Below are 16,364 nucleotides of genomic sequence, written 5' to 3'. Positions count from 1 at the left end.
CGGTATGAACACAACGTCGCTGGTGGGTGGCCGTTTGTGACCCGGATGTCATCCGCGAGATACCCGCTTGACCCGTTGACTTGATACCGGCTGGTCGGTACTTTGTGGCGAACGTCACCGTCGCCTCACGCCGAGACGTGACGGGTCCATCACCGCGAAGGACGCCACTGATGATCTTGAAATCTCTGCGCTCTCGGCGGCCCCTGGCACTGGCCGCCGCCCTTGTGATCGCCAGCGTCAGCCTGACCGGATGCGGGGGGTCCGACCCCGAGGAGACCGGGTCGAACGGCTCGGCGACCATCCGGGCGCTGCTCGCTGCCCAGCCGGCCACCCTCGACCCGATCGTCGGGGCCCGCTCCGCCCAGATCGTCTGGGCCACCATGCTCGAACCGCTGATCGCCATCGACAGCAACCTCGCGCCGACCGACACCGGGCTGGTCACCAGCTGGACCCGGACCGACCCCACCACCTGGACCTTCAAGGTCCGGCCCGACATCAGCTTCAGCAACGGCGAGAAGGCGGACGCGGCCGCGGTCGCGAACACCATCACCCTCACCCGGGACAGCGCCGCCTCGCAGCTGAAGTCCTACTTCGGGAACGTCGCCTCGATCGAGGCGCCCGACGCCACCACCGTCGTGGTGAAGACCAAGACCCCGCAGTACAACATCGCGGACCTGCTCACCACCGTCTACCTGGTGCCGCCGAAGTACTACCAGGAGAAGGGCTCGGAGGGCTTCGCCGCCGCCCCCGTGGGCACCGGCCCGTACGTCTGGGCGGGCGCGAACGCCGGCCGCGACATCTCGGTCAAGAAGAACCCCGACTACTGGGGCACCGAGGCCACCAACGCCGGCATCACCTTCACCTGGGCCAACGAGGCCGCCCAGCGGCTCGCCCTGATCCAGAGCAAGAGCGTGGACATCTCCTTCGACCTGCCGCCCGCCCAGGCCAGCGCGGCCAAGGCGGCCGGTGTCGAGGTGGTCAGCACCGAGACCGCGATGAAGATCATCGCCTTCCTCGACTCGACCAAGGCACCCTTCGACGACCCGAAGCTGCGCGAGGCCGCCGCCCTGGCCATCGACCGGGACGCCATCGTCAAGGGCATCTTCGACGGCCAGGCCGTCGCCGACGCCGGACTGCTCAACGTCAAGCCCGGCCAGCAGCCCGCGCAGAGCGTCAAGGCCGACCCGGCCCGCGCCAAGGAACTCGTCGGCGGCGCGGCCCCGGCCGTGCAGATCCACTACCCGGCAGCGCAGTACACCAACATCGAAGAGGTCGCCCAGGCCGTCGGCGGCAGCCTCGAACAGGCCGGCTTCAAGGTCACCTACCAGCCGGTCGACTACGGCACGCTGGTCAAGCGGATCATCGGTCGCCAGGTCCCCGGTATCTCGATCTTCGCCGGGGTGCCGAACGTCGCGGTGCCCGACTACTTCGTCAGCGGCTTCCTGAAGACCAAGTCGATCACCGGTAACTGCCCCGACCCGAAGATCGACGAACTCGCCCAGCAGGCGCTCGAACAGGACGGCACCGAGCAGGCCGCCCCGATCTACGAGCAGCTCAACACCATGAGCGTGGTCGAGAAGCACTGCTACGTGCCGCTGTACCGGCAGGTCTTCAACTACGCCACCGCCCCCGGCGTCTCCGGCGTGGTGTTCGGCCCGCTGAACACCGTGGACTTCACGAAGACGACCCGCTGACGATGTCCGAAGCAGTGGAGACGGGGTGCCCGGCGTCGCCGCCGGGCACCCCCGCACCCCGGAGACGGACACCCCGGTGCTGGTGGTGGACGACCTCGTCGTCGACCACCGCAACCGCAGCACCGGCGAGGTCTTCCGCGCCGTCGACCACGTGTCCCTGCGGATCGACGCCGGCGAGAGCGTCGCCGTCGTCGGCGAGTCCGGCTCGGGCAAGACCACGCTGGCCATGGCCGCCACCGGGCTCGGCGTCCGCGGCGAAGGCGAGATCCGGCTGCTCGGCCACCCGCTGTCGACGATCAGCCGGACCCGGCTGCGCCGGCTGCGGCCCGAGGTGCAGGTGGTCTTCCAGGACCCGCACGGCTCGCTCGACCCCCGGCAGTCGGTCCGGTCCGGCCTGCGCGAGCTGCGTACCCTGCAACCCCGCCGCACCTCCTGGATCGGCGACGCCGACCTGCTCGCCCGGGTCCGGCTCGCCCCGGAGATCCTCGACCGGTACCCGCACCAGCTCTCCGGCGGCCAGGCGCAACGGGTCTGCATCGCCCGCGCGCTGCTCATGCGGCCCCGGCTCATCGTCGCCGACGAGCCGACCTCCGGCCTCGACGTCTCCGTCCAGGCGGACGTGCTGGCCCTGCTGCGGGAGATCCGGGCCACCACCGGCGCGGCGCTGCTGATGATCAGCCACGACCTGGCCGTGGTCCGCTCGCTCTGCGACACCGTGCACGTCATGTACCGGGGCCGGGTCGTCGAGTCCGGCCCCTGCGAGCGGGTGTTCGTCACCCCCGAGAACGACTACACGCGCGAACTGCTGGCCGCGATGCCCGGCGCGCGATGGAGGTCCCGCCGATGAAGGCCAGCACCGTCCGCCGCGTCGGCAGCCGGGTCGCGTCCCTGTTCGCGTCGCTGCTCATCGCGCTCAGCCTGGCGTTCCTGCTCGGTCGCCTCTCCGGCGACCCGACCGCCACCATCCTCGGCCCGATGGCCCCGCCCGAGCAGCGCGAGGCGCTGCGCCAGGAACTCGGCCTCGACCTGCCGCTGATCGTGCAGTACCTCGACTACCTGCGGGGCGTCTTCACCGGCGACCTCGGCCAGTCGTTGCAGTTCTACCAGTCGAACACGTCGATGATCGCCGACCGGCTGCCGTACACCCTGCAACTGGTCGCCGCCGGCATGGCCCTCGCCCTGCTGGTCGGCGTACCGCTGGGGGTGCTCGCGGCCACCCGGGAGGGCACCTGGTGGGACCGGGGCGCGTCCACCCTGGCCCTGCTCGGGCAGTCGGTGCCGGTCTTCTGGTTCGGCATGATGCTGGTGGTGCTGTTCGCCGTGAAGCTCGGCTGGCTGCCCGCCGGCCAGTCCGGCAGCCCGAAGCACCTGATCCTGCCCGCCCTGACCATGTCGGTGTACCCGATGGCGCACATCGCCCGGCTCACCCGGGCGTCGATGAGCGAGGCCCTCGCCGAGCCGTACATCGACTCCGCCCGCGCCCGGGGCATCAGCCGACCCCGGGTGGTCTGGCGGCACGCCTTCAAGAACGCCATGATGCCGATCCTCACCATCGTGGTGCTCCAGACCGGCATCCTGCTCTCCGGCGCGGTCGCCGTCGAGTACGTCTACTCCTGGCCCGGCCTCGGACAGCTCGCCCTCCAGGCCATCCAGTTCCGTGACTTCCCGCTCGTGCAGGCGATCGTCGTCTTCGGCGCGCTGGTCTTCGTCCTGCTCAACCTGCTCGTCGACGTCATCCACTCGATCGTCGACCCGAGGGTGAGGTGACCATGAGCCGCCTCGACGTCGACCCCGTCGCCACCGTGGCGACGACCCCGCCGCAACGTACCGGTAGACGTGCCCGCACCTCGGTGTTCTGGCTGTCCCTGCCGCTGGCGGTGGTCGCGGTCGCGGTGTTCGTGCTGCCGCTGACCGGGCTGCTCCCGGAGACCGGCCAGAACCTCGACGCCACCCGGCAGCCGCCCGGCTTCCTGCCCGGCGGCACCTGGGCGCACCCGCTGGGCACCGACAAGCTCGGCCAGGACCTGCTCACCCAGTTCGTCTCGGCCGGCCGCCTCACCATCATGATCGGCCTGGTCGGCGCGGTCGTCGCCATCGGCCCCGGCACCCTGCTCGGGGTGCTCGCCGGCTACTTCCGGGGCACGGTGGACCGGGTCATCTCGATCCTCATCGACGCCCAGCTGGCCCTGCCGTTCATCCTGGTCGCCCTGGCGATCATCTCGAACCGGGGCAGCTCGCTGCCGGTGCTGTTCCTGGTGCTGGCGCTCACCGGCTGGGCCGTCTGCGCCCGGGTCACCCGCTCGGCCACCCTCGCCATCCGGGAACGCCAGTTCGTGATCGGGTTGCGGGCGGCCGGCGCGTCGGAGACCCGGATCGTCTTCCGGCACATCCTGCCCAACCTCGCCGGCACGATCGTCGCGCTCGGCACCCTCCAGGTCGGCACCGCCATCCTGGTCGAGAGCGCGCTGAGCTTCCTCGGCCTCGGCGTGGTACCGCCGATGAACAGCTGGGGCTCGATGCTGGCCTCCGGCCAGGACGAACTCAGCCAGGCCTGGTGGATCGCGTTCTTCCCCGGCCTGGCCATCACCCTGCTGGTGCTCCTGGTCAACCTGCTCGGGGACGCGCTGCTCACCCACCACGACCCGCGGAAGAGACGGCGATGAGCGCACTGCTGACCATCTCGGGCCTGTCCATCACCGCCCGCCTCGCCACCGGCGACCTGCCCCTGCTCGACGACGTCGACCTGGAGATCCGGCGCGGCCAGATCGTCGGCGTGGTCGGCGAGTCCGGCAGCGGCAAGACCACCCTGGCCCGCTCCGTCGTCGGACTGCTCGACCGCAACGTCCGCGTCGCGAGCGGCTCCGTCACGCTCGCCGGCGACCCGGTGGTGGCCCCCGGCGTCGACCGCACCGACCGGGTCCGGGGCAGTGCCGTCGGGATGGTCTTCCAGGACGCGTCGCGGTCCCTGAACCCGCTGATGAAGGTCCGCACCCAGCTCGCCGAGGTGCTGCGCCGCCACGTCCGCGACATCACCCGCCCCGAGGTCGAACGACGCTCGGTGGAGGTGCTGGAACAGATGCGGATCAGCGACCCCGCCCGCGTCCTGGACAGCTACCCGCACCAACTCTCCGGCGGCCTCCGCCAGCGGGTCGCCATCGGCCTGGCCGTCGTCACCCGGCCCGCCCTGGTGATCGCCGACGAGTGCACCACCGCCCTCGACGTCACCACCCAGACCAAGGTGGTGGCCCTGTTCCGCACCCTGGTCGACGAACTCGGCATCGGCCTGCTGTTCGTCACCCACGACCTGATGCTCGCCAGCGACCTCTGCGACCGGATCGCGGTGATGAGCGCCGGACGGGTCGTCGAGGAGGGCGACGTCACGCAGGTCCTGGACCGACCGCAGCAGGACTACACCCGACGACTGCTCGCCGCCATTCCCTCGTGGAACTGAACCCGGTGGAGCTGAAGGAGAACCCGCGCCCCATGCCCGACCAACCCGGCATCGACGCCTACGCGGCCCACCTCCCGGCGTACGCGCTGCACGACAACCGGCTCGACGCCACCGGGCCACCCCGGCCCGGCGGCCCGGCCCGCAGCGTCGCCGGCTTCGACGAGGACACCATCACCCTGGCCGTCGAGGCGCTCCGGCACGTCGCCGCGGTCGACCCGCCCGGCCGGCAGCTGCTGCTCGCCACCACCAGCGCCCCGTACGAGGCGAAGACCTCCGCCGCGGTGGTGCACGCCGCCCTCGGGCTCGCCCCGGACGTGGTCGCGGTCGACCTGCGCGGACACCGCTCCGGCGCGACCGCCCTGGACCTCGCCATCCGGTCCGGTGCCGTGGCGGCCCTGGCCGACCTGCGCACCACCCGCCCCGGGGCCCCCGACGAGCTGGCCCAGGGCGACGCCGCCGCCGCGTTCGCCGGCGGCGGCGACCGGGCCGCCGTGCTGCTCGGGCGGGCCGGGCACACCAGCGAGGTACTGGAACGCTGGCGGCTGCCCGGGGAACGCCACGACCGGGTCTGGGACGAACGCTTCACCGCCGAGATCCTCGCCACCGCCGGCCTCGACGCGGCCCGCCGCGCCCTGGCCGAGGCGTCCCTGGACACCGTCGACCGGGTCGTCGTCTCCTCGTCCAACGCCCGCGCCGCGGCGGCGCTGCGTCGCGCCCTGGGCGGCTCGGGCGAGGACGCCGCCCTCGAACGGGCCACCGGGTTCACCGGTACCGCCCACCCGGGGCTGCTGCTCGCCGCCGCCCTCGACACCGCCGAACCCGGCGAGACCATCCTGCTGCTGTCGGCCACCGAGGGCGCGGACGCGTTCGTCCTCCGGGTCGGCGACGGGGTACGCGCGGCCCGTCGCGGCCCGTCGGTCCACGACCAGCTCGCCGCCCGGCAGCCCCTCGGCTACGGCCGGTACCTGCGCTGGCGGGGCCTGCTGGACGTGCAGGGCCCGGCCCGACCGGCGGCCCCGGCCCCGGCGTCCCCGCCGATGTACCGGCGGGCCGGCTGGAAGTACCGGCTGGAGGGCAGCCGGTGCGGCGCGTGCGGCGCGGTCACCACCCCACCCGGCCGGGTCTGCGCGGCCTGCGGCATCGTCGGCGCGGACGACCCGGCCGCGAAGGTGTCGCTGCGGGACCGCACCGCCCGGGTGGTCTCGGTGACCCGGGACCACCTGACCACCATGCCCGAGCCGGACGTGGCGATCGTGGTCGCCGACGTCGACGGCGGCGGCCGGCTCAGCGCCTACGTCACCGACGTGCCGCCCGCCGACGTCACGGTCGGGATGGCGATGACGCCGACGTTCCGCCGGCTGTGGACCACCGACTCGATCCACAACTACTTCTGGAAGCTCCGGCCGTGGAGGGACACCGATGGCGAGTAGGCGCATGGCCCACGACGTCGCGATCGTCGCGATGGGCTGCACCCCGTTCCGGGACCACTGGCACTCCTCCGCCGACGACCTGCTGGTCGACGCGGTGCAGGAGTGCGTGGGGTCGCTGCCCGGCGTCACCCTCGACGACGTCGACGCGTTCTGGGTCGGCACCCAGGGCTCGGGCATGTCCGGGCAGACCCTGGCCCGACCGCTGCGGCTGGTCGGCAAGCCGGTCACCCGGGTGGAGAACTACTGCGCCACCGGCTCGGAGGCGTTCCGCAACGCCGCGTTCGCGGTCGCGTCCGGCGCGTACGACATGGTGATGGCGACCGGGGTGGAGAAGCTGAAGGACTCCTCGTACTCCGGGCTGTCCGCCGTCTTCCCGCCCGCCGACGGCACCGACGTCGACTGGACCGCCCCGGCCGGGTTCTCGCTGCTCGCCCCGGCCTACCAGCGGGCGCACGGGCTGACCGAGGGGGACCTGCGCAGCGCGTTGACGAAGGTCGCCACCAAGAACCACGCCAACGGCGCGTTGAACGAACGGGCCCAGTTCCGCAAGGCGGTCTCCGCCGAGACCGTGGAACGGTCGCCCCGGATCGCCGGCCCGCTCGGGGTGATGGACTGCTCCGGCGTCTCCGACGGGGCCGCCGCGGCGATCCTGGTCCGCGCCGAGGACGCCCACCGGTACACCGACCGGCCGGTGTACCTGCGCGGCATGGGCTTCGTCGCCGGGTCGGGGGCCGGGCTGGCCGCCGACGGGTACGACTTCACCACCTTCCCCGAGGTGGTGGCGGCCGCCCGGCAGGCGTACGAGCAGGCCGGCGTCACCGACCCGGCCACCCAGATCTCACTGGCCGAGGTACACGACTGCTTCACCCCGACGGAGGTGGTTCTGATGGAGGATCTCGGGTTCTCCGAGCGAGGGAAGGCCTGGCGGGACATTCTCGACGGCCGGTACGACCTGGACGGCGCGCTGCCGGTCAACACCGACGGTGGCCTCAAGTCGTTCGGCCACCCGATCGGCGCGACCGGGCTGCGGATGATGTTCGAGTGCTTCACCCAGCTGCGCGGGGAGGCCGGCCCACGGCAGGTGCCCGACGCCCGGCTGGCGGTCGCCCAGAACCTCGGCGGCCAGCCGGGTTCCTGCGTGGCGTTCGTGGCGGTCCTGGGGAACGAGCGATGAGCGCCGGTGCCGGGGAAGGGGCGGTGACCGCCCGGGTCAGCCTGGACGACCGGGTCGTGATCGTCACCGGGGCCGGCAACGGCATCGGCCGGGCCCACGCCCTGTCGCTGGCCGAACGGGGCGCGCGGGTGGTGGTCAACGACCTCGGCGGCGCGGTCGACGGCTCCGGGTCCTCCGGCGCGGCCGAGCGGGTGGTCGCCGAGATCCGCGCGGCCGGCGGCACCGCCGTCGCGTCCACCGACTCGGTCGCCACCGCCGAGGGCGGCGCGAACCTGGTCCGCCGGGCCGTCGACGAGTACGGCCGGCTCGACGCGGTCATCCACAACGCCGGCATCCTGCGCGACCGCACCCTGGCGAAGATGTCCGACACCGACGTCACCGCCGTGCTGGACGTGCACCTGGCCGGGGCGTTCCACGTGCTCCGCCCGGCCTGGCCGCACCTGGTCGAGCGCGGGTACGGCCGGATCGTGCTGACCAGCTCGTCGTCCGGGCTGTTCGGCAACTTCGGCCAGGCCAACTACGGGGCGGCCAAGACCGGGCTGGTCGGCCTGATGAACGTGCTCGCCCTGGAGGGGGCCCGGCACGGCATCCTGGTCAACGCGATCGCCCCCACCGCGGCCACCCGGATGACCGAGAACCTGCTCGGTGACCTCACCGACCGGTTCGACCCCCGGCACGTCGCCGCGGTGGCCACCTTCCTCGCCTCCGAGCAGTGCCAGCTCAACCGGCACATCCTCACCGTCGGCGGCGGGCGGGTCGGCCGGGTCTTCCTCGGCGTCACCCCCGGCTGGTACGGCGGGCCCGAACCGGCCACGCCCGACGACATCCACGCCGCCGTCGACGAGATCTGCCGGCTCGACGACTTCGTCGTTCCGGACAGCGGGGCCGACGAGGTCACCCTGATCCAGCGGGTCCTCTCCGGAGGAACCGGACCGACGGCCGGCGGCTCCAGCCCGGCCGGACCCGCCGCCTGAACCGGCGCGGACCACACCGAAAGCGAGGCACCATGCCGGTCAGCGAAGTGCACCACGTGGCGATGACCGTCTCCGACGTGGACCGGGCCGCCGACTTCTACGAGCAGGCGCTCGGCTACCGCAAGACGCTGCGTACCGACGTCGGCGGACCCGGTATCGAGGTGTCGCTGGGGCTGCCCGCCGGCACCACCGGCCGGGTCCAGTACCTCCAGGGGCCCAGCCGGATCGGCCAGCTCGAACTCATCGAGTGGAACGGCACCCCGACCCGTACCGCCACCGGCGGCCACCTGGAGCTGGGCACCTTCCTGCTCAGCTTCGAGGTGCCGGTCGACGAGATGGACGAGCTGCACCAGCGGTTGACGGACCTCGGGGCGGAGTGTCTGACCACCCCGAACCGGGTGCTGCTCGACAACTACGGGTACCTCACCGCGTTCGCCGCCCGCGACCTCGACGGCAACCTGCTGGAGTTCGTGGCGCTGCCCAGCCGGGAGGAGATCCTGGAGTACCGGCGGAACGGCGGCGCGTGATGGCCACCAGCAACGTCACCGAGCACCTGCGCCGGCAGGCGCTGCGCCGCGCCGACCGGGAAGCCCTGGTCGACGGCGACCGGCGCTGGACGTACGCCGAACTGGACGCCGACGTCGACCGGCACGCCGCGGCCCTGCGCGACGGGGGCATCGCGGCCGGGGAGCTGGTCGGGGTGCTCGGCCGCAACACCGGCACCTACGTGGTCGAACTGCTGGCGCTGGCCCGGCTCGGCGCGATCTCGGTGCCGCTGAACTGGCGGCTGCACCCGAACGAGCAGGCGTACGTCATCGACCAGGCCGGCATCACCGGGCTGCTCTACGACGACGACTTCGCCGACGACGCCGCCCGGCTGGTCGCCGCCACCGGGGTCCGGACCGTGGTCGCCAACGGCGACCGGGTGGTGGCCGGGGCCGGGCGGCTGGCCGCCCTCCTCGACGGGCAGCCGTCGGGCGTGCGGGTCGCCGACGCCGAGAAGGGGCCGGACGACGTGCACCGGCTGCTCTACACCTCGGGCACCACCGCCCGACCCAAGGGCGTGGTGCACACCTACGGCAACCTGACCGCCAACCACCTGGCGCAGGTGCTGGAACTGGAGCTGACCGCCGCCGACCGGATCCTGGTCTCCGCCCCGCTGTTCCACGTCAGCGGGCTGGAGGCCCCCGGGCTGGCGATCTTCGTGGCCGGCGCGACGATGGTGCTGACGCCGACGTTCAAGGCCGCCGACATCGCCCGGATCGCCGCCGAGGAGCGGATCACCGGCATGGTGCTGGCCGCGCAGATCCTGTTCGGGCTGCTCGACCTGGACCCGCCACCGGACCTCGGCACGCTGCGGTACCTGCTGTTCGCCGGGGTCGCGCCGAGCGTACGGCAGGAGGTGAAGCGGCGGCTGCCGCACGTCCGACTGGTCGACACGTTCGGGATGACCGAGCTGTGCAACGGGATCTGCTACCTGGACGCCGCGCACGAGCAGAGCAAGCTGGGCGCGCTCGGCGCACCGTTCCCCGGGGTGCACGTCCGGATCGTCGACGAGCACTTCCGGCCGGTCCCGCCCGGGGAGGCGGGGGAGATCGTGGTCCGGGGCGAGAAGGTGTCGCCCGGCTACTGGCGCGACGACGAGGCCAACCGGCGGACCCGCCGGGACGGCTGGTTCCTCACCGGTGACGTCGGCCGGATCGACGCCGACGGCTACCTGTGGTTCGTGGACCGCCGCACCGACCTGATCAAGTCCGGTGGGGAGAACATCGCCAGCGCCGAGATCGAGCGGGTGATCGCCCGGCATCCGGACGTCGCCGAGGTCGCCGTGGTCGGCGTGCCGGACCCGACCTGGGACGAGGTGCCGAAGGCGTACGTCATCCTCCGCGACGGCGCGACCGTCACCGCCGAGGGTCTGCGCGAGCACTGCCGGGCCGAGCTGGCCCGGTACAAGGTGCCGAAGTACGTGCAGATCGTGTCGTCGCTGCCCCGCAACGACTCCGGCAAGGTACTCAAGCGCAGCCTGCGGGACGCCCCGCCCGCTGCCCCGGGCCCGGCCGACGCCTCGACCGGCTCCCCGGCCGGTTCTCCTGGCGCGGCTGACGCGCCGGCTCCGGCGGTGGCCGGGTGAGCACGGCGAACATCGCCGCGATGCTGGCCGGCAACGCCCGGCGGTTCGCCGACGCCGACGCGCTGGTCTTCGAGGACCGCCGGTGGACCCACCACCAGCTCGACGTGGACGTCAACGCGCTGGCCGCCGGGCTGGCTGCCGAGGGGGTACGCCGGGACAGCCGGGTGGCGATCGTGGCGAACAACGTGCCGGAGTTCCTCATCCTGTCCCTGGCGCTGGCGAAGCTCGGGGCGGTCTTCGTGCCGTTGAACTACCGGCTGACGGCCGGGGAACTGGCCCAGCTGCTCGGGCACGCCCGGGTCGAGGCGGTGGCGACCGTACCGGAGTTCGCCGCGCTCACCGACGCCGCGCTCGCCGGCCTGCCCGGCGTACGCCGGTTCGCGCTGGAACCGGTCGACGACCGCTGGGTGGACCTGCGGGCCATGGTCGAGGCGTACCGGGGCGCCCGGGTGCCGGACGCCGACCTGGACGGCGACGCCCTGCAACGGATCGTCTACACCTCCGGCACGACCAGCCTGCCCAAGGGGGTGCTGCTCACCCACGGCAACGTAAACATGAACATGCACGCCCAGGTCGTCGAGCTGGGGCTGCGCCCGGACGACCGGATCCTGAACGTCGCGCCGCTGTACCACGTCGGCGGCACCGACCTGCCCGGGTACGGCATCTGGCACGTCGGCGGGTGCATGGTGCTGCAACGGCGGTTCGAACCGGCGGCGGTGCTGCGGGCCATCGGGACCGAGCGGATCACCGGCATGGTGCTGGCGGCGACGATGCTCGACATGGTCCGCCGGGAGGCGGGTGCCGGGGCGGACCTGTCGTCGGTGCGCTGGCTGATCTATTCGCAGGTGACGTCGGCGTTGTTCGCGGTGGCCCGGGGGCTCTTCCCGAACGCCCGGCTGATCGAGGGTTACGGCCTGACCGAGACGTGCAGCGCGTTGACCTACCTGGACCGGGCCCACCAGGAGTCCAAGCAGGGCTCGGTGGGCATTCCGGTGCCCTGGGTGCAGGTCCGGGTGGTCGACCCGGCCGGCGACGACGTGCCGGTCGGCACCGACGGCGAGGTGGTGGCCCGGGGACCGAAGGTCAGCCCCGGGTACCTGGACGACCCGGAGGCGACCCGGGCCGCGTTCCGGGACGGCTGGTTCCACACCGGCGACGTGGGCCGGTTCGACGCCGACGGCTACCTCTACATCCGGGACCGGTTGAAGGACATGATCCGCAGCGGCGGGGAGAACATGTCCAGCGCCGAGATCGAGAACGTGCTCGCCGACCACCCGCTGGTGCTGGCCGCGTCGGTGGTGGCCGCGCCGCACCCGGTGTGGCAGGAGGTACCGGTGGCGTTCGTGGTGGCCCGGCCGGGGCTGGCACCGGAGGAGCTGATCGCGCACGCCCGGCAGCGGCTGGGCCGGTTCAAGGTGCCGAAGGAGGTCTACCTGGTGCCGGAGTTCCCCACCAACCCGTCGGGCAAGGTGCTCAAGCGGGACCTGCGGCAGCTGCGCCCGTCGCTGCGACCGGACTGGACGTACGAGACCGACCGCGCCGACCGTCCGGCGGGCTGAGCCGCGGTGGTGCGGGCCGGCCGGCACCGGCCCGCGCTACCGGTCGGGGCGGGTGGCGTTCTGCGGCCCGCGCTACCGGTCGGCGCGGGTGGCGTTCTGCGGCCCGCGCTACCGGTCGGGGCGGGTGGCGTTGCGGAGCAGGGCCAGGGTGTGCACCAGCGAGAACCGCCGGGTGCCGCGACCCAGTTCGCCCCACGGCTTCTTCCAGGTCAGCCGTTGGGCGAGCTGCCACGCGGTGGCGGCACCGTCGGCCAGCTCCCGGTCGACCTCGCCCTGGTGCAAGGCCGCCAGCTCCCGCTCGACTCCGCCCTGGTGCAAGGCTGCCAGTTCCCGGACCCGGTCGACCTCGCCCCGGTGGAAGGCCGCCAGCTCGCGCGCGCGGCCGGCGACGTCGCCGTACGGGTACTGGTGGGCCGGGCAGGCGACGGTGGCCCCGAGGTCGGCGATGCGCGCCAGGGACCGGAACAGGTCCCCGGCGGGGTCGTCGTCGGGCCGGCTGACGATGGCGAGCTGGGTGGGTCCCTCGGGCATCATGGTGTCGCCGGTGAAGACCAGACCCCGGCTGTCGAGGTAGACGGTGTGCCCGTAGGTGTGCCCGGGGGTCGGCACGGCGTGGATGGTGACGTCGCCGAAGCGGAACGCGGTGTCGCCGGTCAGCGCCACGTCGAGGCGCAGGTCCTCGTGGTGCACGGCGACCGCGACGGCGTCGGCGTACATGGCGGCGACCACCTCGGGTGGCGCCCCGGTCAGGTCCAGCGCGGCGCGCAACTGGGTGAGGAACCCGCCCCGGGTGCGGTGCAGGGTGGCGAAGTCGTCGGCGGCCCCCATCACGATCCGCGCGCCGGAGACCTCCCGGAGGCGGGCGGCGAAGCCGACGTGGTCGGGGTGGTTGTGGGTGAGCAGGACGGTGGTGATCGCCTCGACCCGGTGGCCGACGGACGCCACCGACCGCTGGAACGACGTCCAGCAGCTCGGGTGGTCGTAGCCGGCGTCGACGAGGACCGGGCCGTCGCTGGTGGCGATCAGGAAGACGGTGACGTACCGCAGGGCGCTGCCGTGCAGCGGGACGGGGATGGCCCACACCCCGTCGACGACCTCGGTGGGGGCCGGTACCTGACGGGCGCGGTAGCTGGCGGCGTGTGCGTCGCTCACGGGTCTGGACATCGTCGGGCGGCTCCCTTAGTGTGACTCCAACAACATACCGGATGGTCGGAATCTAACTCAAGGAGTCCGATGAGCGAGGAGCGGACCGGCTTTCGGCTGTGGGCTGCCGCGGAGCCGGACCTGTGCGCGATCGTGACCGCCGACGATCGGCGGATCTCCTACGGTGACCTGTTCGCCGAGGTGAACCGGATCTCCCACGGTCTGCGCCAGCACACGGGCCTCCAGGTCGGCGACACGGTGGCGGCGGTGATGACGAACAGCGCCGGTCTGGTCGCGCTGTACCTCGCCGCCATGCAGTCCGGGCTCTACCTGGTGACCCTCAACTACCACCTCACCGAACCCGAGGTCGCCTACATCCTCGCCGACAGCGGGGCGAAGGTGGTCGTCGGCTCGGAACGCGTCGAGGACATCGTCGTCGCCGCCGCGCAGCCCGGCGTACACGTCTTCGTCGACGGCACGCCCCAGCGGGCCCGGCCGCTGTCCGACCTCACCGCCGGGATGCCCGCCACGAGCCCGGCGGAGACGCCGGCCGGCTCGCTGATGATGTACACCTCCGGCACCACCGGCCGGCCCAAGGGCGTCAAACGGCCGCTGAGCGGCATCGACGCCGACGCCGGCGCGCTCACCTACCGGTGGCTGTTTCAAGAGTTCGGGATGGAGCGCCCGGCCTTCGGGTCGTGGCTGGTCTCCGCCCCGATGTACCACTCGGCCAACATCACCCCGGCGATGGGCGCGCTGCACGCCGGCGGCACGATGGTGCTGATGGACGGCTGGACGCCGGAGGGCTTCCTGCGCCGGGTCCAGGACCAGCGGGTCACCGGGACCAGCATGGTGCCGACCCACTTCTACCGGCTGCTGCAACTCCCCGCCGAGGTGCGCGCCGGCTACGACGTCTCGTCGCTGCGGTACGTGCTGCACGGTGCCGCGCCCTGCCCCCGCGACGTCAAGCAGCGGATCCTCGACTGGTTCGGCCCGGTCGTCTACGAGTACTACGGCTCGACCGAGGTCGGCACCACCATCGCCCGTCCGCACGAGTGGCTCGCCCACCCCGGCACGGTCGGCCGGCCGGCCTCCATCTCCACCCTGCGCATCCTCGACGAACTGGGCAACGAGGTGCCGGTCGGGCAGACCGGCATCGTGTACATGCGGCAGGGCAACGACCGGGTCGAGTACCACAACGACCCGGACAAGACCGACGGCGCGCGCCGCGACGGCCTGATGACCGTCTGGGACGTCGGCCACGTCGACGCCGACGGTTTCCTGTACATCACCGGCCGGGCCGCCGAGCTGATCCTGGTCGGCGGGGTCAACGTCTACCCGGCCGAGATCGAGGCGGCGCTGATCGGCCACGACTGGGTCGCCGACGTCGGCGTGGTCGGCGTGCCCGACCCGGAGTTCGGCGAGGTGCCCCAGGCGCACGTGGTGCTCGGGGAAGCCGCCCCGGACCCCGACACCGCCGTCGCGGAGCTGCGCCGTTACCTCGCCGACCGGCTGGCGAAGCCGAAACGCCCGGCGTCCTACGTGGTGCGCGACGCGCTGCCCCGCGACCCGAACGGCAAGCTCTACAAGGCCCGACTGACCCGGGGTACCGGGACCCCCGACCGGACCGACCTGGTGGGAGGCGGACATGGACTTCGCTGACAGCGTCGACGACCTGGCGTTCCGCCGTGAGGTCGGCGACTGGCTCGACGGGGCGCTGCACGATGTGCCCGACCAGGAGGAGCTGTCCCAGGACGAGCGCGAGCACTGGTCCCGGGTGTGGCAGGACCGGCTGTGCGCCGGCGGTTGGGCCGGCCTGTCCTGGCCGGTCGCGCACGGCGGCCGGGGGATGGACGCGCTGGCGCAGGCCGTCTTCAACGAGGAGGCCGCGGTACGCGGTGCGCCCTACCCGCTCAACGGGGTCGGCATGATGCTGGCCGGGCCGACCATCATCGCGCACGGCACGCAGGAGCAGCAGGCCCGGCACCTGCCCGGGATCCTGCGCGGCGAGGAGTACTGGTGCCAGGGCTTCAGCGAGCCCGGCTCCGGGTCCGACCTGGCCAGCCTGCGTACCGCGGCGACCCGGGTGGACGGCGGCTGGCTGATCAACGGCGCGAAGATCTGGACCTCCAACGCGCACAACGCCGACCGCTGTCTGCTGCTGGCCCGTACCGACCCGGACGCGCCGAAGCACCAGGGCATCACCTACTTCCTCGCGCCGATGGACGGGTTCACCGTCCGCCCGCTGGAGATGATCAACGGGGACACCGAGTTCAACGAGATGTTCCTCGACGACGTGTTCGTCCCCGACGCCGACGTGCTCGGCGGGGTCGGCAACGGCTGGCGGGTCGCGCTCACCACCCTGGCGTTCGAACGCGGCAGCATGGCGCTGAACCTGTGGGTGTGGGCCCGGCAGGCGGTGGACCGGGTGATCGACCTGGCGGTCGAGCGGGGCATGGCCGACGACAGCGCCTTCGTCGACACGGTGGGCGCGTTGCAGTGCGACGCCGAGGCGGTCCGGATCGGCTCGATGCGGATGCTCGGGGAGAGCCGGGCCGGTGGGGTGCCGGGCCCGGAGACCTCGGCGCTCAAGAGCCTCTGGGCCGGCGTGGTGCAGAACGCCAACCGGCTGGCGGTGCAGTTGGACGAGGCCGGCGGGGTGCTGCTCGACGGCGACGGGGCCGCCGCCCGGATGCGTCGCTACCTGCGTGCCCGCGCCCACACCATCGAGGGCGGCACGGAGGAAGTCCAGAAGTCGATTCTCGCGGAGCGGGTGCTGAACCTGCCCCGCTCACGCTGAGCGGAGTG

14 protein-coding genes are annotated in these 16,364 nt (G+C 72.7%); 13 read left to right on the top strand and 1 reads right to left on the bottom strand.

Annotation, left to right across the window (positions count from 1 at the left end):
* The first annotated feature begins 170 nt into the window (after positions 1–170).
* From PVK37_RS24935 to PVK37_RS24885, 11 genes are read left to right on the top strand one after another with little or no spacing between them, the layout of a single operon-like run.
* Complete coding sequence (locus PVK37_RS24935) at positions 171–1,694, top strand: ABC transporter substrate-binding protein (RefSeq protein WP_275030241.1); 1,524 nt, start codon at positions 171–173, stop codon at positions 1,692–1,694.
* 25 nt (positions 1,695–1,719) lie between these two features.
* Positions 1,720–2,541, top strand: coding sequence for an ABC transporter ATP-binding protein (locus PVK37_RS24930; protein WP_275030240.1), 822 nt, complete (start codon positions 1,720–1,722; stop codon positions 2,539–2,541).
* Complete coding sequence (locus tag PVK37_RS24925; RefSeq protein WP_275030239.1) at positions 2,538–3,461, top strand: ABC transporter permease; 924 nt, start codon at positions 2,538–2,540, stop codon at positions 3,459–3,461. Before PVK37_RS24930 ends, PVK37_RS24925 begins: the two co-directional genes overlap by 4 nt.
* A 2-nt stretch (positions 3,462–3,463) precedes the next feature.
* Positions 3,464–4,357 (top strand): ABC transporter permease, encoded by an 894-nt coding sequence (locus PVK37_RS24920; protein WP_275030238.1) that lies wholly within the window; start codon positions 3,464–3,466, stop codon positions 4,355–4,357.
* The gene (locus PVK37_RS24915) at positions 4,354–5,145 is read left to right on the top strand and encodes an ABC transporter ATP-binding protein (protein ID WP_275030237.1); all 792 of its coding nucleotides are present in this window, start codon (positions 4,354–4,356) and stop codon (positions 5,143–5,145) included. Before PVK37_RS24920 ends, PVK37_RS24915 begins: the two co-directional genes overlap by 4 nt.
* Entirely contained in the window at positions 5,136–6,575 is a 1,440-nt protein-coding gene (locus PVK37_RS24910) for a zinc ribbon domain-containing protein (protein ID WP_275030236.1), read from the top strand. Before PVK37_RS24915 ends, PVK37_RS24910 begins: the two co-directional genes overlap by 10 nt.
* Positions 6,565–7,749: an acetyl-CoA acetyltransferase gene (locus PVK37_RS24905; protein ID WP_275030235.1), complete on the top strand. Its 1,185-nt coding sequence runs from the start codon at positions 6,565–6,567 to the stop codon at positions 7,747–7,749. The genes PVK37_RS24910 and PVK37_RS24905 overlap by 11 nt, the downstream gene beginning before the upstream one ends.
* Positions 7,746–8,723, top strand: coding sequence for an SDR family NAD(P)-dependent oxidoreductase (locus PVK37_RS24900; RefSeq protein WP_275030234.1), 978 nt, complete (start codon positions 7,746–7,748; stop codon positions 8,721–8,723). The genes PVK37_RS24905 and PVK37_RS24900 overlap by 4 nt, the downstream gene beginning before the upstream one ends.
* Positions 8,724–8,755: 32 nt before the next feature.
* The gene (locus PVK37_RS24895; RefSeq protein WP_275030233.1) at positions 8,756–9,250 is read left to right on the top strand and encodes a VOC family protein; all 495 of its coding nucleotides are present in this window, start codon (positions 8,756–8,758) and stop codon (positions 9,248–9,250) included.
* Positions 9,250–10,854 (top strand): class I adenylate-forming enzyme family protein, encoded by a 1,605-nt coding sequence (locus tag PVK37_RS24890; protein ID WP_275030232.1) that lies wholly within the window; start codon positions 9,250–9,252, stop codon positions 10,852–10,854. Before PVK37_RS24895 ends, PVK37_RS24890 begins: the two co-directional genes overlap by 1 nt.
* Positions 10,851–12,413, top strand: a complete 1,563-nt coding sequence (locus tag PVK37_RS24885; RefSeq protein ID WP_275030231.1) for a class I adenylate-forming enzyme family protein — start codon at positions 10,851–10,853, stop codon at positions 12,411–12,413. The genes PVK37_RS24890 and PVK37_RS24885 overlap by 4 nt, the downstream gene beginning before the upstream one ends.
* A 108-nt stretch (positions 12,414–12,521) precedes the next feature.
* Here PVK37_RS24885 and PVK37_RS24880 read toward each other — a convergent pair whose 3' ends face one another.
* Positions 12,522–13,577 carry an MBL fold metallo-hydrolase gene (locus PVK37_RS24880; RefSeq protein WP_275030230.1) on the bottom strand — a complete coding sequence of 352 codons (1,056 nt, stop codon included), beginning with the start codon at positions 13,575–13,577 and terminating at the stop codon, positions 12,522–12,524.
* A gap of 69 nt (positions 13,578–13,646) precedes the next feature.
* On the opposite strand from PVK37_RS24880, the gene PVK37_RS24875 reads away from it, so the two are divergent.
* Positions 13,647–15,218: an AMP-binding protein gene (locus PVK37_RS24875; protein ID WP_275030229.1), complete on the top strand. Its 1,572-nt coding sequence runs from the start codon at positions 13,647–13,649 to the stop codon at positions 15,216–15,218.
* Positions 15,205–16,356 (top strand): acyl-CoA dehydrogenase family protein, encoded by a 1,152-nt coding sequence (locus PVK37_RS24870; protein WP_275030228.1) that lies wholly within the window; start codon positions 15,205–15,207, stop codon positions 16,354–16,356. The genes PVK37_RS24875 and PVK37_RS24870 overlap by 14 nt, the downstream gene beginning before the upstream one ends.
* Positions 16,357–16,364 lie beyond the last annotated feature (8 nt).

Origin of the sequence: Micromonospora cathayae (assembly GCF_028993575.1) — a bacterium.
GTDB lineage: Bacteria > Actinomycetota > Actinomycetes > Mycobacteriales > Micromonosporaceae > Micromonospora > Micromonospora cathayae.
Note: the sequence above shows the minus strand (reverse complement) of the source record. Positions and strands in the feature narration are given on the sequence as shown.